The organism is Amycolatopsis sp. (genome assembly GCF_036008905.1).
GTDB lineage: Bacteria > Actinomycetota > Actinomycetes > Mycobacteriales > Pseudonocardiaceae > Amycolatopsis.
In genome coordinates, this window is sequence record NZ_DASYMU010000137.1 from 1 (window position 1) to 14,929 (window position 14,929).

Sequence of the window (14,929 nt, forward strand, 5' to 3'; positions counted from 1 at the left end):
TAACAGTGTTCTAACACTGTTACGCACTCACGACTGTTTTGGCCGAGGTCAGGTCCCGTCGGCTGGTCTCCTTCAGTGCCAGGATGCAGACGGCGGTGAGCACGCAGAACCCGGCGAGGGTCCACGAGATCGCGACGGTCGAATGCCCGCCGGTCGCGCGCTGCATCTCGGCGAACAGCAGCGGGCTGAGCCCGGCGCCGAGCCCGGAGAGCTGATACCCGAGTGACGCGCCGGTGTAGCGGCTTTCGGTGTCGAACAACTCGGTGTACAGCGCGGCCAGCGGGCCGTACATCATCGGATGGATGACGCCCTGGCCGAGCACCAAAGCCAGCGTCAGCAACGCGCCGCTGCCGCTGTCGACCAACGGGAACAGCACGAACCCGTACACCGCCATCACCAGCGCCCCGGCCAGCACGATCGGGCGCCTGCCGAACCGGTCGGACGCGGCCGACCACCAGATGATGCCGATGACAGCGCAAGCCGAGGAAACAGTGAGCGAGTTGAGCACGGCTTGCCGTCCGTGCCCGACCTGCACCCCGTAGGCGAGAACAAATGTGGTCAGCGTCGACTGGGCGACGAACGCCGCCAGCCCGACGCCGATGCTGAGCAGCAGCGTGCGTGGCTGGTCGCGGAGAACGGCGACCACGGGAAGCCGCTTCCGGGCCGAGGCTTGTTTCACCGCAAGGAAAGCCGGCGTCTCGTCGACGCGGGAGCGCACGAACAGGCCGATCGCCAGCAGCACGACACTGAGGAGGAACGGGATACGCCAGCCCCAGGACAGGAACGCGTCCTCGCCGACGGCCGCGGCCGTCCCGCTGAGGGCCAAGGTGGACAGTACGACGCCACAGGGCGCGCCGGCGTTGGTGAAGCTGGCCCACAGCCCTCGCCGTGATGTGGCGTGTTCGGCCGACATCAGCACGGCACCACCCCACTCGCCGCCGACCGAAATCCCCTGGACCACGCGGAGCAGGATCAGCCCCACCGGGGCCGCACCGCCGATCTGGGCGTAGGTCGGCAGCAGCCCGATCAGGAAGCTCGACACGCCCATCAGCGTCATCGTCAGGATGAGCATCCGTTTGCGGCCCAGCCGGTCACCGAAGTGGCCGAAGATCACCCCGCCCACCGGCCGGGCGAGATAGCCGGTGGCGAAGGTGCCGAAACTCGCGATCGTCGCGACCGCGGGATCGAGGTTGGAGAAGAACACCCTGTTGAACACCACCGCCGACGCCGTGGCGTAGAGCAGGAAGTCGTAGTACTCGATGAGGCTGCCGAGAAAACTCGAGGCGACTGCTCGCCGGAGCTGGATCTGGTTCTGGGGAGGTGCGGTTGAACTCGACATGGCTCAAACCCTCGTCGTTGGGGGACACAGGCACCGTGCTCCGGACAAAGTACGTCACAATTACAACCTCCGTCAACATTCTGCACAACATCAGCTTGGAGCCGCCCGCCCACGGCCGTCTACGCTGGTGCCGTGGCAGCCATCGACGACGACGAGAACCCGCTCAGCCTGTCCGCGCGCCCGCAGTTCCTGCTGCTGAACTTCTTCGGGCTCCACCTGCTGGGCCGGGACGCCGCCGTCTACTCCGGGAGCATCATCGAGGTGCTCGACCGCGTCGGGGTCTCCGAGCAGGCGGTGCGCTCGACGCTGACCCGCATGGTCGGCCGGGGCCTCCTGACCCGGCACCGCCAGGGCCGCCGTGTCTACTTCGGACTGACGGCACGCGCGATCACCGTGCTGGAGGACGGAAAACGGCGGATCTGGGGCACCGGCGCGGTCAACCGGGACTGGGACGGCAACTGGACACTGGTCGGGTTCTCACTGCCCGACACCCGGCGAAGTGACCGCCACGACCTTCGCTCGCGGCTGATCTGGGCCGGCTTCGGCATGCTGCAGAACGGCTTGTGGATCGCACCCGGCACGCAGGACGCGTCCGAGATCATCGAAGAGCTGGGACTCGCCGAAAACGTCAGCGTCTTCACCGCGCAGCACGCGAAGCCGACGGAATCTGCCGACCTGGTGCACAAAGCGTTCGACACCGACGTCATCGCCGCGCGCTACGAAGCCTTCCTCGCCCGGTGGGACACGGCCGACCCGCTTCCCTCCCTGCCGGACGACCTCGTGCGACGGCTGCTCCTCCACACCGAATGGCTCCAGCTCGTGCGGCAGGACCCGCATCTCCCGGCGGAGCACCTGAAGGAGGATTGGCCCGCGATCCGCGCCGAACGGCTGTTCCGGCGGCTCGACGAACAGATCCGTGACGCGGCAACACGAACAGCCGCGGAACTCGTCGACGAGATCCCCATCGGGGAGCATCCCGGCGACACCCGCTGAGCCGGGCGGTTTCGGTATGTTGACGTTGAGCGGCAAGGGTTTCGGCGACGGGCGGAGAACAGCGAAGTGGCGAGCGAGTTCAACTGGGCCGGCAATCACGAATACGCCGCGGAAGAGGTGCTCCGGCCCACCACGGTCGAGCAGGTGCGTGAACTGGTCGCCCGGGCGTCCCGGATCAAGGCACTGGGCACGCGGCACTGTTTCAACGACATCGCGGACTTCGACGGCGGCGTGCAGCTGAGCGTGGCCGACATCGACGTCCCCATCGAGATCGACGCCGAAAACGCGAGCGTCACGATCGGCGGAACCACGCGCTACGGCGATCTCGCCGAACCGCTCGACGCGGCCGGGTTCGCCCTCGCCAACCTGGCGTCACTCCCCCATTGCACGGTCGCGGGCAGCATCGCGACGGCGACGCACGGCTCCGGCGAGCGGCACCAGAACCTGGCGGCGGCCGTGTCCGCGATCGAACTGGTCACCGCGGACGGCGAACTGCGGAAGTACTCCCGCGACGCGGATCCCGACGTCTTCCCCGGGCTCGTCGTCGGACTCGGGGCGCTGGGTGTCATCACGCGGCTCACCCTGGACGTCGTGCCCCGGTTCGACCTGCGGCAGCACGTTTTCGATCACCTGCCATGGGAGGCGGCCACCCGGCACTTCGACGAGATCGAGGACGCCGGGTACAGCGTCAGCCTGTTCACGAACTGGGCCGACGACACGGTCGACCAGGTCTGGCTCAAGACCAAGGTCGAGCCCGGCGCACCGGTCGAGGCCCGCACCGATCTGTTCGGCGCACTGCCCGCGAACGAGCCCCGCCACCCGGTGCGCGCGGCCGGCATGTCGGCGGTGAACTGCACACAGCAGCTCGGCGTGATCGGGCCTTGGTACGACCGGCTGCCGCATTTCCGGCTCGGCTTCACGCCCAGCGCCGGTGACGAGCTTCAGACCGAGTACTTCGTCCCGCGGCGGGACGCGATCGCCGCTTTCGAGGCGATCCGCGGTCTGGCCGACAAGGTGTCGCCGCTGCTCCTGGTGTCCGAGATCCGCACGATCGCCGCCGACGACCTGTGGCTGAGCCCAGTCCACGGCGGCGACCGCGTCGCGATCCACTTCACGTGGAAGCCGCTGTGGCCGGAGGTCGAAGCGGTGCTGCCGCTGATCGAGGAACGGCTGGCGCCCTTCGGTGCGCGCCCGCATTGGGGCAAGCTGTTCCGGATGGATCCGTCCGCGGACGGCCTTTACCCCAAGCTGGCCGAATTCCGCGAACTCGCGGACCGGCTCGATCCCGAGGGCAAGTTCCGCAACCCGTTCCTGCGCCGGACCGTGTTCACCGGCTGATTCCTCAGACCGCGTTCGTGACGGTGACCTGGAACCCCAGCGCCTGCAGCATTCCGGTGAGCATCGTCTTCGTGTTCTGCTCGGCCTTGTCCACCAGGCCCGATTCCTTTGCTGCCGCGGCGATCCGCTCTTCCGCGGCGACGTAGAACCGTTGCTGGTTCGGCGGGTCGACGAGCGAGGTCAGCTGGTCGATCAAGCCACGCTCCTGACTGAAGACGTAACTGCGCTTGTTGTCGAGGTTCGGCTTGTCCAGCGCGGCGGGCGGCAAGGCCAGCCGGACCGATTTGCCGTCCGGCGACACCACGATCGAATCCTCCGCCAGGCGACCGAAATCGACGTAGGCGTTGACCGTGCCCGCCGCCACGAACAGCGTGCGCTGCCCGGCGAGCGCGTCCGGCACCCATTTCACGTCGTCCTCGATGTCGATGACGACCTGGAAGTCGCCCACCGCGGCGTGATACTGGCTGAGGTCGCGGACGGCATGGAGCACGGCCGGTTGACTGCGGTCCACTGTGGACTTTCCGAACAGGTCGAGCTTCGGCAATGCGCCGACGACCTGCAGCACGGCGGCGACCACGACGACCACCGCGGCGATGACGAGGGTGGTGCGCAGCCAGCGAGCCTTCAGTTTTATCACCTGTGTGGGTTACCCATGACGGGCGTGCAGCAAACGGTTTCCTGGCCCCGGCCAGGGGATCAACACCGCTGACGGGCGGCCCGGCTACCGTAGGGCCATGGAACTCCCGTCGTGGGCCGAGCGGATGACGCCCACCTGCCAGGCGATCGCCGAGCTGCTGCATCCGAATGCCGAAGTCGTCCTGCACGATCTGGGCACGGACACGATCGTCGGCATCTGGAACGCGTTTTCGGCGCGGCAGGTCGGTGAGGCGTCGCTGGTCTCGGAGCTGCCAGGGGCCGACGACGACGGTGCGGTGATCGGGCCCTACGAGAAGGTCGCGCTCGACGGCCGCCGCCTGACCTCGATCAGCGCCGTCATCCGCGACGACGAGGGAACCACTCGCGGGATGTTGTGCGTCAACCTCGACCGGTCGCCGCTGGACTCGGTCGTCGCGGCACTGACTTCGCTCGCCGCGTCACCGACGGTCCAGCCCCGGGTGGACGCCCTGTTCGAGCGGGACTGGCGTGAGCAGATCGCGTTGAGCGTCGACGAATGGTGCCGGTCGCGCAATCTCCGGCGCGAGGCCCTGACCAGGTCAGACCGGGTCGACATCATCCGCGTCCTCGATGAGCAGGACCTGTTCGCCACCAGGAAGGCCGCCGAACACGCGGCCACCGCCCTCGGCGTCAGCCGTGCCACCGTCTACCAGCTCCTGCGCTCCGCCCGTACCTCTGCCGCCACAAAGACCTAGACAGTTTGTCGAAACTGGATAGTCTGCCTAGGTGGACGGGCAGACGGGGCTTGAGCGGCTTGTCGATCTCGCGACCATCCAGGCGGTAGTCACACGAGCCGCTGCGCTCGAGGTTGTCGGTGACGTACTCCGCCGGCTCGCGAAGGGTGAGGTGGACGCGCCACTCGGGCTCGGCCTGGTCGACCTGGTCCGCGAGCTTGTCGACGAATGGGCGCTCGTCGACGAGGAAGCCATCCGCGACGCGCTGCGCATGGTGATCGACACCGAGCATCAGCTCGTCGAAGGCTCCGCCGCGGCCGCCTTCGCCGCGGCCCGCGCCCGGCGCGCCGACATCGCGGGGAAACGCGTCGCCGTCATTTCCTGCGGCCGGAATATCTCGGCCGCGACCCTGGCCACCGCACTGGCGGGTTAAGACCGCTGACGCCGCTCCGCCTTACTTTTGGGACGGCGGGCCGCGTCGCGTCGCGCCAGATGCGCGGACAACCAGAAACCGGTTCCGAGAACGGTGAACAACCCGGCCACGGCGAGCAGGGTGACAAAAGCGGACCACTCGTCCGGAGGCACCCCGATGTCCTGCGGTCCGCCATCGGGGTTCTCCGGGTCGTACCTGAGGGTCCGTGTCTGCCCGACAAAAGCCTTCTGGACACCCTCGAAGGTCTCCGGCCGGGTGACGATCGTCCTGCCATCCCGGGTGCTGAAGGAGATGAGCACGCTCGTGGTCCTTTTATGGGTTTCGACCTTCGTCACCGAGCCGGACACCAGCACCCCGTGATTCCGCATCCGCACGTCGCGCTGCCGGATGTCGACCGCTCCCCACACCGAGGCCGAGGCGATGGCCAGGCAAAAGACGACAACCGAGACCACGAGCGGACGACCGGCGTGCATCCGGGGGAAGCGGGACCACGCAGGGACCGGCGGGACGGCTGAACGCTTGGTCATCTGTCCAGTATTGTCAGATTTTGCCTGGTAGGCCACAAATTACGCGGCCGCTGAAGCAGGTGGCGCACAACGATTCGGTGTGCGAGGCTCACCACATGCGCCCGACGCTGTTCGACTTCGCCGGCGGCGAGCCCGCGTTTCTCGCGCTGGCCACCGCGCACCACCGGCGATGCCTGGAAGATCCGGAACTGAACCACCCGTTCTCGCATCCGGACCAGCATCCTCAGCACGTCGAACGCCTGGCCGCCTACTGGGCGGAGGTCATGGGCGGGCCGCCGCGCTACTCCGAGGCGTGCGGTGACCACTCCGGAATACTGACCATGCACGCGGGCAACGGGGACATGACCGACATGGGCCGCCGCTTCGTCGAGTGCTTCAGGCACGCGGCCGACGACGCGGACTTGCCCGCCGATCCCGAGTTCCGCGAAGCGCTGCTGGCTTACATGCGGTGGGCCGTCGACGAAGTGCTTTCGTACCCGGAACGGGACGCCACCATCCCGGCGAACGCCCCAATGCCGCGTTGGTCGTGGACCGGTCTCCAGCGCCCCTGAGTCCCGCGCTTCGCCACCTGTCGACAGATGGCGATCTCTTAGGCGCTAAGAGATCACGAGATGTCGACATCTCGTGGCACTCCGGTAGTTGAGGACTCAGCGGTCGATTTGCCAGCTGACGTCGGCGGGCGGGCAGTCGTGCTCGACGATGTGTTCCACGGTCCGGAGCGCCCGCCCGAGCGGAAGGGTGTCGCGGTTATCGTGGATGTCACGCTGGCCATTACCGAGTACGTAACCGTCTTGACGTCCCTTGCCCGCGGGGTCGATCGCGTGGACCCCGGCGTCGCCAGGTTCGTCCATCAGCAGGACGAGCGCCCGGATCCGGTTGCTGACCACCGCCAGCCGTTTTCCCTGGTCGTGCTCGAGCCAGGTTTCCAGCTGCCCTTGCGCCACGCGTTGCCGGACGAGTGCGACGGCCCGCTCGCCGGTCAGTGGTGCGTTGTCGTCCTGTAGGTGCCAAGCCCCGGTCATGCGCGGCACCATACCGCTTTATCGCCTGGTGGAGGCCGGAATCTGCCGAGTACGGGCGACGAGTTCGGTCAGCGCGCGCCCGAGCGGGAGATCGACACGGACCGTGGCGTACTGATCACCACGGGTTTGCCCCTGGTTGACGATCAGGACCGGTTTGCCCGCTTTGGCGGCGTACCGCACGAACCGCAACCCCGACATGACCGTCAGCGAGGAACCGAGCACCAGCAACGCGTTCGCCTCGTCGACGAGGCGGTAGCAGCTCTCCACGCGTGACCGCGGCACGTTCTCGCCGAAGAACACGACGTCCGGTTTCAGCACGCCCGAGCAGTCGGTGCAGGCGACCAGTGCGAACCCGCGGACGACCTCCTCGGCGAGTTCGACGTCGCCGTCCGGGTTGATCCGGGTGGCTTCGCCTTCGAACTCGGGGTTCGCCGCCCGCAGCCGCCTGTCCAGCTCCTCACGCGGGCTGGTCCGGCGGCAGCCCAGGCAGACGACCCGGTCCAAGCTGCCGTGCAGTTCCACCACCCCGGAGGTGCCCGCGGCCTGGTGCAGCCCGTCGACGTTCTGCGTGATGACACCCGAGAACAGGCCGTGCTCCCGCAGCGCGGCCACCGCGAGGTGGCCGTCGTTCGGGTTCGCCCTGGCGATCGTGCGCCAGCCGAGATGGCTGCGGGCCCAGTACCGGCGACGGCCTTCCTCACTGCCGACGAACACGTCGTAGGTCATCGGGGTGTGACGGCGAAGGCTGCCCGCCGCGCCACGGTAGTCGGGGATACCGGACTCGGTGGACAGCCCCGCACCGCTGAGGACCACGACCCCGCCGCCGGCGACGATCGGGGCGACGTCGTCGAGGCTGGTCGTCCGCGGCAACGGTTCTCCCGTGGCCGACCAGCTGAGTGTCGGTCGTGTCTGCACCTACGCAGCTTACGTGGCCTCAGTCGATGAGGACGTTCTTGTAGAACAGGTTCGCGTAGCGGTTGATGTTGTCCATGCTGCTGCGCGAGCCGAAGCCCAGGTACAACCGTGTTTCCCCGGCCAGGCTCCGGTAGATCCCGAGGCCCTCCGGCTCGCGGAACACCAGCGACTCCCCCGCCTTGGTCAGCGCGCGGCTCTTCACCTTGCCGGTGTTCATGTCGATGCACGTGACGTAAGAGTTGATGTCCGCGGAGTTCGCGTGGCCGGTACCGTCCAATGTGTACAGATACTGGCCGTAGATGGTGTAGCCCTGGAAGGTCACCGAGGTGTCGGCCAGCGCGGGCTGCGCGAAATGCACCAGCGGTGCGCTGAAGTTGCCTGCCGCGGCGGACGCGAGCGGGTAGACGCTGTAGAACATCGCGCCGCCTTCGCTGCGGCGCACCGCGATCCGCTTGTTGATCGGATCGGTGGCGCAGGTGATCGTCTTGCTCCCGGTGAGGAACTTCTTCACCGACGGCGTGCCACCGTTGACGAACTTGAACCTGGCCAAAGCCGTGCCGCGGCCGTCGCCGGTGGGACCGTCCGAATCGCATTCCATCCAGATGTACGAGTCGGTGCCCACCGCTTCGACGCCGATCGAGACGCCGTGCCCGGCGTTGCCGAGATGCATCGAGCCCTGGATCTCGCCGGAGAAGTTGACCTGGGTGATGCACAGGTCGTCCCCGGTTCCGCCGTTGCGGGCGTTCACGATGAAGATGCGCACGTTCTGGTTGTCGAAGGCGAAGCCCTGCATGACGTGGTGCGACTCGTGCAGGATCTTGCTGCGGAACTCGTCGTAGGACGGCTCGGTGAGGTCGAAACGCTTCGACGCCGGCATCGCGGTAATGGCGGCCAAGGCCGGTCCGGCGAACATCGCGCCGGTGCCGAGCAGTGCCGTCGTCGCGGCGAGACCACCACCGGCACGCAGCAGCGAACGTCGGGAGAACGTGGATCGGACGAGGTCCGGGGGCACTTGCTCGGGCATGATCGCTCGCCTTCGTCGGGTTTCAAGGTCCGAGGGAAGGTTGCGTCACGCCCGTACAAGACTCATACAAGCCGGCTGCGAAGCCTGGCCCAGGCCGCTTTCGCGAGGTACTTCGGCATCGACCGCCGGCACGGACCGTGGAAGATGACGAAGTTGTCGAAGACGTGGACGCCGGGCCGCTCGGTGATCGCTATCGCGGCTTCACGCACCTTGCCCAGCTGTGCCACGGTCATCTGGAGCGGTGGCTCGTCGGGCTGATATGTCCCCCAAATCGGGTAGTCGCGGCCGGGGCGGCGGCTCATCTCGATATGGCATCCCATGACGTGGGTGACCGGCCTGCTCCCGGCTATCCGCACCAGTCTGTCCAAACTCGCGGTGAAAGCGGGAAAATCGTTGACGTACAACCGGCCCGGATACACCGTGTCCCCGGTCAGGAGGAAACCGCTCCACCGGTCGTAGGCGGCGATGGACGCGTCGTGGTGGCCAGGGATCCCGGTGATCTCAAGAACTCGGCCACCCAGATCGAACTCGACGGTCTCGTCCGGCCAGGCCGAAAACCCGAAGAACGACTGGACGCTGTCAAGGTCGGCGAGGACGACCGTGGTGTCCGGGCGGCCGTCGAACTGGGAATCCCCAGCGACATGGTCCGAGTGGGCGTGCGAATGGACCACGATCAGTTCGTAGCCGGTACGCGGATGCTCGGCCAGCCACTTCGCGACCAGCGCGTCGACGGTGCCGCGCAACGGAAACAGGCCGGAATCCGCGGTGGCGCCGGTGTCGAGCAGAAGCGCCCTTTTGTTGCCGAAAAGCAGGTATAGGAACGGCGCTTCGTAGTGCACGGCCATGTTCTGCCGGAGCACGAAGGTGTGCTCGTCGTAGGCGTGGACCTGGATGGGCTGGTCGGTGTCGCGCCGAGCCGGGCGCGCACCGTGGTTCCACCGAACATCCAAGTCACCGGAGACCGGCGCTCCGGCTTCGAAATCCACCATGAAATCCCCCTAAGATCCGGACTTCCCAACCTACCCCGTTGATACGGTGGGCGAGGAAATCCGGCGCCGGGTCAGCGGGACACGCTCGTTCTTCTCTTTTCCTTGGTACCACTCGACGCGAACAGCGGGCCGGTCACGAACCACACCGCGACGAGGACACCGAGTCCGGGAAGCCAGCCCAGCAACGGCTTGCTCTGTTCCGGATCGCCGACGAGATAAACGAGTCCCAAAAGGACGGCCGCGGCGATCCCGCAGGCGAACACGCATTTGCCCCAGGACTGCCATTTGGCCCGGCTCTTCTCCCGGCCGGTCTTCTTGCGCTTGTCCGGCGCCGGGCCACCGGCGAACCTGTGCGCGAACCGCGCGTCCGCTCTTCTGATGATGCCGGGGCCGAAAACGACGCTGAAGCCCAGATAAAGCGCGGCCACGCCGTGAACCATGCTCGCCTGGGCGCCGTTCTGGATGTCGATGACGGTCGCGACGAGCACCATCAGGTCGGCCAGCGGAGTCAACGCGAGCACCACGGTGCTCGTCCGCCGCAACCGCAGGAGGTAACGGGCCACCAGTCCGACGACGATGAAGACCCAGAAGGCGATCTCACCTCCCACGATCACCGCCGCCATCGGATTCTCCGCGATGAAGTCGAATGCTCTGTCCATACCCCGAAGTCTGTCGGCCAGGGCACTCCGCCGCGTCCGCGAACGGCACGACAGCAGCTCATCACTTAGGAGGACGACACGGTCGGTCGGGCGTGCTGGGATGACCGGATGTCCTTGCTGGTACGGCGTTTTCGCGCATTGCCCCTGCTCGGCCAGGACGGGCTCATCGCGCTCGGGACCTGGCTCGCCGGGCTGGTGCTGTATGTGTCCGGGATGTTCCCACTGGTCAACATGACCGAGCCGGTCCCGTTCTGGGCCAGGTTCCTGGTGCTGACCGGGATGTGCGCGTTGCGGCTCGTCCGCCGTCTCGCGCCCACCGCGCTCATCGCGGCGACGGCGCTGCTCATGGTGGACTTCGCGCTCGGGCCGACGATCCCGGTGCTGCTCGTGTTCGCCGACCATCTCTACGTCGCCACACTGCACGGTTCGCGCCGGATACACCGCGCGATGATCACGATCGCGGCGCTGGGCACGCTCACCATGGTCGCGGTTGTCCTGCTGCTGTCGACGAGCTGGCGGGCGGGGCTGATCGCGGCACTGGCGGCGATGCCGTTCCTGATCATGCCGGTGTGGTGGGCGACGAATGTCCGCCAGCAGCGCGATATCGCGGACAACGAACGCGAGAACGCCGTGCAGCTGGCCAGGATCGGCGAGCTGGACCGGCATGCCGCGGTCGCCGCCGAACGCGCCCGGATGGCCCGCGACCTGCACGACGTCATCGCCGGGCACCTGTCGGCGATCGCGATCCAGTCCGAAGCGGTACTGACGATGAGCACGGCCGATCCGGCCACCTCCCACACCGTCCTGCGGTCGGTGCGCGAAAACAGCGTCAGCGCGCTCGACGAGATGCGGGCCATGATCGGCCTGCTCCGTGAAGGCGGCTCGGACGAGGAGACCACGGCCCCGGCCCGGCTGGCGCAACTGTCCAAACTGGTCGAATCGGCTCGCGCGAGCGGGATGCACGTCGACGTCGAGTCCGAAATGGACGGATCCGCGACGCTGCCGGCCGCTGTCGATCTCACGGCGTACCGCATCGCCCAGGAGGCGCTCACCAACGCCGTCAAGCACGCGCCGGGCGCGCGGACCAGGGTGGACATCCAGCGCGCCGACGGGATACTGACCGTCGAAGTCACCAACGAACTCGAGGCCGCGGGGATGAAACCCCGGTATGCCGGTCAGCCGGGCGCCGGGACCGGGCTGCTGAACATGCGGGAACGGGCGAGCGCGGTGGGCGGGTCGCTGTCGGCGGGCCCGTCCGCGGGCCGCTGGCGCGTCCACGCCGAACTGCCGGTCCCCGAGCACTGATCCGGCTTCCGTTGCGGGGCAAACGGAATCGAATCATCTAGGTGTAACACAAGAATTTCGGTGTTATGCGGGGTGGCACGGGGTCACCGTCTTCTCGCATGCTTCGGTGGCAAGCCCCTTCATGCCACCCGCTGACGGAAAAGGCCATCACGCAGTCGGAAAGGAAGCTGTGACGAACACCGAAATCGACCACGGTCTCTGGGTGCGTCGCCCGGCGAAAGCGTCGCCCGGCGCGCCCCGGCTGATCTGCCTGCCGCACGCCGGTGGTTCCGCGAGTTTCTACGTGCCGATGGCGCGAGGGCTGGCGCCGGGCATCGACGTCGGCCTTGTGCAGTATCCGGGGCGGCAGGATCGTCTGCGAGAGCCCTGCATCAACGACTTGCGCGAGCTCGCCGACGCCACTTTCGCCGCGCTGCGGCCGGAACTGGACCGCCCGGTCGCGTTCTTCGGGCACAGCATGGGCGCCACGCTGGCCTTCGAAATCGCGCTCCGCATGAAGGAAGCCGGGTTGCCCGCGCCGCTGAGGCTGTTCGTCTCGGCCCGGCGCGCGCCGTCGGCCCATCGCGACGAGCGGATCCACCAGCGTGACGACGACGGCATGATCGCCGAGATCCGCGGCCTCAGCGGCACCGACACGCGGGCGCTGGGCGACGAGGAGATCATGCGGATGGCGATGCCGTCGATCCGCGCCGACTACACCGCCGCCGAAACCTATCGCTACCGGCCGGGGCCGCTGCTGGGATCGCCGTTTTCCGTGCTCATCGGGAAAAACGACCCGAAGGCCACGCTCGACGAAGCCGGGCTCTGGCGCGACCACACCTCGGAAGAGACCGAGCTGACGGTCTTCGACGGCGGCCACTTCTATCTGATGCAGCACCAGCAAGAGGTCCTGCGGCTCATCCGTGACCGGCTGACCGCCGGCTGATCCACCGACCAACCAGCTGCTGGGAGACCACCCATGACCGCGCTCATGCCAAGCCGGCCGGACGACCGGCGACCCATGATCGAAGCGATCGGCGTCAGCAAGACGTTCGGGCCGGTGTGCGCGCTGGACTCGGTGACGCTCAGCGCGCCGCGGGGCTCGGTCCTCGCGTTGCTGGGGCACAACGGCGCCGGCAAGACCACGCTCGTCAACATCCTCACCGCGATGACACCACTGAGTTCCGGAACGGCCAGGGTGGCCGGGTTCGACGTCGCCACCGACGCGCGGAAGATGCGTGAGGTCATCGGCCTCACCGGCCAGTTCGCGTCGGTGGACGAGCGGCTGAGCGGGCGCGACAACCTCGTGCTCATCGCCAGATTGCTCGGCGCCGACCGCAAGGCCGCCAAGCGCCGTGCCGACACGCTGCTCGAGGTGTTCGACCTGACCGGCGCCGCGAAACGACTCGCCAAGACGTACTCCGGCGGGATGCGGCGGCGGCTGGACCTGGCGGTGTGCCTCGTCGGCAGCCCCGACGTGATCTTCCTCGACGAGCCGACCACCGGGCTGGACCCGTCGAGCCGGATCAACCTCTGGGAGATCGTCGAGACACTGGTCGAGCAGGGCACCACCGTCCTGCTCACCACCCAGTACCTCGACGAGGCGGACCGGCTCGCGGACACCATCGCGGTGCTCTCCGGCGGCTCCGTGGTCGCCTCCGGCACGGCCGCCCAGCTCAAGGGGCAGGTCGGCCAGCGGTCGGTCACGGTGACCCTTGAGCCCGGCCACGACCCCGTCGCCGCCTGCCTGGCGCTGGAACGCGCGGGCATGGCGCCCGCCATCGGCCCGGACGGCGTCACCATCACCACTCCGGTCGGGGCGTCGAAGGAGCTGGCGGCCGTGATCCGGGCCCTCGACGACGACGGCATCGAAGCCGCGGAACTGGCCTTCGGCGAACCGACCCTGGACGACGTCTACCTGGCACTGGCCAAGAAGACCGCCCGCCAACCGGCATGAGCACCGTGGAGACCCCCATGACCTCGACCCTCGCCCGAGCCCAAGGGAGCGCCACGGCGGTCCGGTGGCCCGGCAGTTCCCTGTGGTCACAGATAATGATCCTCACCGAGCGGTCGCTGGGCGCGCTCGTCCAGGATCCGCAGATCATCCTGTTCGGCCTACTGCAGCCGATCGTCATGCTGTTCCTGTTCACGCAGGTGTTCGCCAACCTCGGCTCCACCCCGAACTTCCCGCCCGGGATCTCCTACGTCGACTACCTGGTGCCGGCTGTGCTGGTGGACAACGCGGTGCAGTCCTCGCTGCAGAGCGGGGTCGGGCTCGTGGAGGACCTCAAGAACGGCGTCGTCTCACGACTCCGGTCGCTGCCCATCCAACCGGCGTCGATGCTGGTCGCGCGCAGCCTGTCCGATCTGGCCCGCGGCGCGGTGCAGGTCGTCGTCATCCTCCTGCTGGCCACGACCATGCTCGGCTACTCGCCCGACGGCGGTTTCGGCGGCATGGCGGCATCGCTGCTCCTCGCGCTGATGGTCGGGTGGGCGCTCGGGTGGGTCTTCCTGGCGTTCGGGACGTGGTTACGCCGGGCCGAACCCATGCAGAACATCAGCTTCATCGCACTGTTCCCGCTGATGTTCGCTTCGAGTGCTTACGTTCCTGTCGCGGACCTTCCGGCGTGGCTGCAGGTCGTCGCGCAGGTCAACCCGCTGACGTACGCGGTGGACGCGACCCGAGCTGTGGCACTGGGCTTCGCCAACACGAGTGCCGTGCTGCCCGCGATCGTGATCTGCAGCATCATCACGGCCGCCGGTGTCGTCTTCGCCATCCTCGGCTTCCGACGCCCCCTGTAGTCCTCTTTGCACGTAAGCGGACCACGGCCAAGTCTTCCGCTACCGCAGTAATCCCGTTGGGCGCAGGCGAAAAACCCACAGCGCGCGCCCGCTTTCGGCCGAAGGCCCGCACCAACCTCAGGACCGCCATGAAGGGACCCTTCCTACCAGAAAACGCAAGGAAGGACCCCTTCACACCACCGGCTAACCCGGGGACCGCCCTGAGCCGGACGGACCAAGTACCCCAAAGCGGCGTTGGGGGCATCCAGTGCCCCC

Annotated in this window: 17 protein-coding genes; 9 read left to right on the plus strand and 8 right to left on the minus strand. The window is 67.6% G+C overall.

Features of this window, described 5'->3' with window-relative positions; all coding sequences use genetic code 11:
* Window positions 1-19: 19 nt before the first annotated feature.
* Window positions 20-1,339 carry an MFS transporter gene (locus tag VGP60_RS23845; RefSeq protein ID WP_327550291.1) on the minus strand — a complete coding sequence of 440 codons (1,320 nt, stop codon included), beginning with the start codon at window positions 1,337-1,339 and terminating at the stop codon, window positions 20-22.
* 132 nt (window positions 1,340-1,471) lie between these two features.
* On the opposite strand from VGP60_RS23845, the gene VGP60_RS23850 reads away from it, so the two are divergent.
* Window positions 1,472-2,332 carry a PaaX family transcriptional regulator C-terminal domain-containing protein gene (locus tag VGP60_RS23850; RefSeq protein ID WP_327550292.1) on the plus strand — a complete coding sequence of 287 codons (861 nt, stop codon included), beginning with the start codon at window positions 1,472-1,474 and terminating at the stop codon, window positions 2,330-2,332.
* Between the two features lie 66 nt (window positions 2,333-2,398).
* Window positions 2,399-3,670 carry an FAD-binding protein gene (locus VGP60_RS23855; protein WP_327550293.1) on the plus strand — a complete coding sequence of 424 codons (1,272 nt, stop codon included), beginning with the start codon at window positions 2,399-2,401 and terminating at the stop codon, window positions 3,668-3,670.
* 4 nt (window positions 3,671-3,674) lie between these two features.
* Here the strand turns inward: VGP60_RS23855 and VGP60_RS23860 are convergent, their stop codons facing one another.
* Window positions 3,675-4,307 (minus strand): DUF4230 domain-containing protein, encoded by a 633-nt coding sequence (locus tag VGP60_RS23860; protein WP_327550294.1) that lies wholly within the window; start codon window positions 4,305-4,307, stop codon window positions 3,675-3,677.
* A 97-nt stretch (window positions 4,308-4,404) separates the two neighbouring features.
* On the opposite strand from VGP60_RS23860, the gene VGP60_RS23865 reads away from it, so the two are divergent.
* Both VGP60_RS23865 and VGP60_RS23870 read left to right on the plus strand, forming a co-directional pair.
* Window positions 4,405-5,040 (plus strand): helix-turn-helix transcriptional regulator, encoded by a 636-nt coding sequence (locus VGP60_RS23865; protein ID WP_327550295.1) that lies wholly within the window; start codon window positions 4,405-4,407, stop codon window positions 5,038-5,040.
* A gap of 31 nt (window positions 5,041-5,071) precedes the next feature.
* Window positions 5,072-5,452 (plus strand): pyridoxal-phosphate dependent enzyme, encoded by a 381-nt coding sequence (locus tag VGP60_RS23870; RefSeq protein ID WP_327550296.1) that lies wholly within the window; start codon window positions 5,072-5,074, stop codon window positions 5,450-5,452.
* Here VGP60_RS23870 and VGP60_RS23875 read toward each other — a convergent pair.
* Window positions 5,449-5,979, minus strand: a complete 531-nt coding sequence (locus tag VGP60_RS23875; protein ID WP_327550297.1) for a DUF3592 domain-containing protein — start codon at window positions 5,977-5,979, stop codon at window positions 5,449-5,451. The two genes, VGP60_RS23870 and VGP60_RS23875, sit on opposite strands and share 4 nt — an antisense overlap.
* A 95-nt stretch (window positions 5,980-6,074) precedes the next feature.
* Between VGP60_RS23875 and VGP60_RS23880 the strand changes: the two genes are divergently transcribed.
* Window positions 6,075-6,530 carry an oxidoreductase gene (locus VGP60_RS23880; protein ID WP_327550298.1) on the plus strand — a complete coding sequence of 152 codons (456 nt, stop codon included), beginning with the start codon at window positions 6,075-6,077 and terminating at the stop codon, window positions 6,528-6,530.
* 96 nt (window positions 6,531-6,626) lie between these two features.
* Here VGP60_RS23880 and VGP60_RS23885 read toward each other — a convergent pair whose 3' ends face one another.
* The 5 genes from VGP60_RS23885 to VGP60_RS23905 all read right to left on the minus strand — a co-directional run bounded on the left by VGP60_RS23885 (window position 6,627) and on the right by VGP60_RS23905 (window position 10,588).
* The gene (locus VGP60_RS23885) at window positions 6,627-7,001 is read right to left on the minus strand and encodes a hypothetical protein (protein WP_327550299.1); all 375 of its coding nucleotides are present in this window, start codon (window positions 6,999-7,001) and stop codon (window positions 6,627-6,629) included.
* 18 nt (window positions 7,002-7,019) lie between these two features.
* Complete coding sequence (locus tag VGP60_RS23890; protein ID WP_327550300.1) at window positions 7,020-7,916, minus strand: NAD-dependent protein deacetylase; 897 nt, start codon at window positions 7,914-7,916, stop codon at window positions 7,020-7,022.
* Window positions 7,917-7,935: 19 nt separating this feature from the next.
* Window positions 7,936-8,940 carry a teichoic acid biosynthesis protein C gene (locus VGP60_RS23895; RefSeq protein WP_327550301.1) on the minus strand — a complete coding sequence of 335 codons (1,005 nt, stop codon included), beginning with the start codon at window positions 8,938-8,940 and terminating at the stop codon, window positions 7,936-7,938.
* Window positions 8,941-9,002: 62 nt separating this feature from the next.
* A complete protein-coding gene (locus VGP60_RS23900; RefSeq protein WP_327550302.1) occupies window positions 9,003-9,929 on the minus strand; it encodes an MBL fold metallo-hydrolase in 927 nt (308 codons plus the stop codon).
* 71 nt (window positions 9,930-10,000) lie between these two features.
* A complete protein-coding gene (locus VGP60_RS23905) occupies window positions 10,001-10,588 on the minus strand; it encodes a hypothetical protein (protein ID WP_327550303.1) in 588 nt (195 codons plus the stop codon).
* 108 nt (window positions 10,589-10,696) lie between these two features.
* Between VGP60_RS23905 and VGP60_RS23910 the strand changes: the two genes are divergently transcribed.
* From VGP60_RS23910 to VGP60_RS23925, 4 genes are all read left to right on the plus strand, one after another.
* Window positions 10,697-11,893, plus strand: coding sequence for a sensor histidine kinase (locus tag VGP60_RS23910; protein WP_327550304.1), 1,197 nt, complete (start codon window positions 10,697-10,699; stop codon window positions 11,891-11,893).
* Between the two features lie 169 nt (window positions 11,894-12,062).
* Entirely contained in the window at window positions 12,063-12,818 is a 756-nt protein-coding gene (locus VGP60_RS23915) for a thioesterase II family protein (protein WP_327550305.1), read from the plus strand.
* A gap of 33 nt (window positions 12,819-12,851) precedes the next feature.
* On the plus strand, window positions 12,852-13,829 hold the full coding sequence (locus VGP60_RS23920) for an ATP-binding cassette domain-containing protein (protein WP_327550306.1): 978 nt from the start codon (window positions 12,852-12,854) through the stop codon (window positions 13,827-13,829).
* A 17-nt stretch (window positions 13,830-13,846) separates the two neighbouring features.
* Window positions 13,847-14,674, plus strand: a complete 828-nt coding sequence (locus tag VGP60_RS23925; RefSeq protein WP_327550307.1) for an ABC transporter permease — start codon at window positions 13,847-13,849, stop codon at window positions 14,672-14,674.
* Window positions 14,675-14,929: the final 255 nt, after the last annotated feature.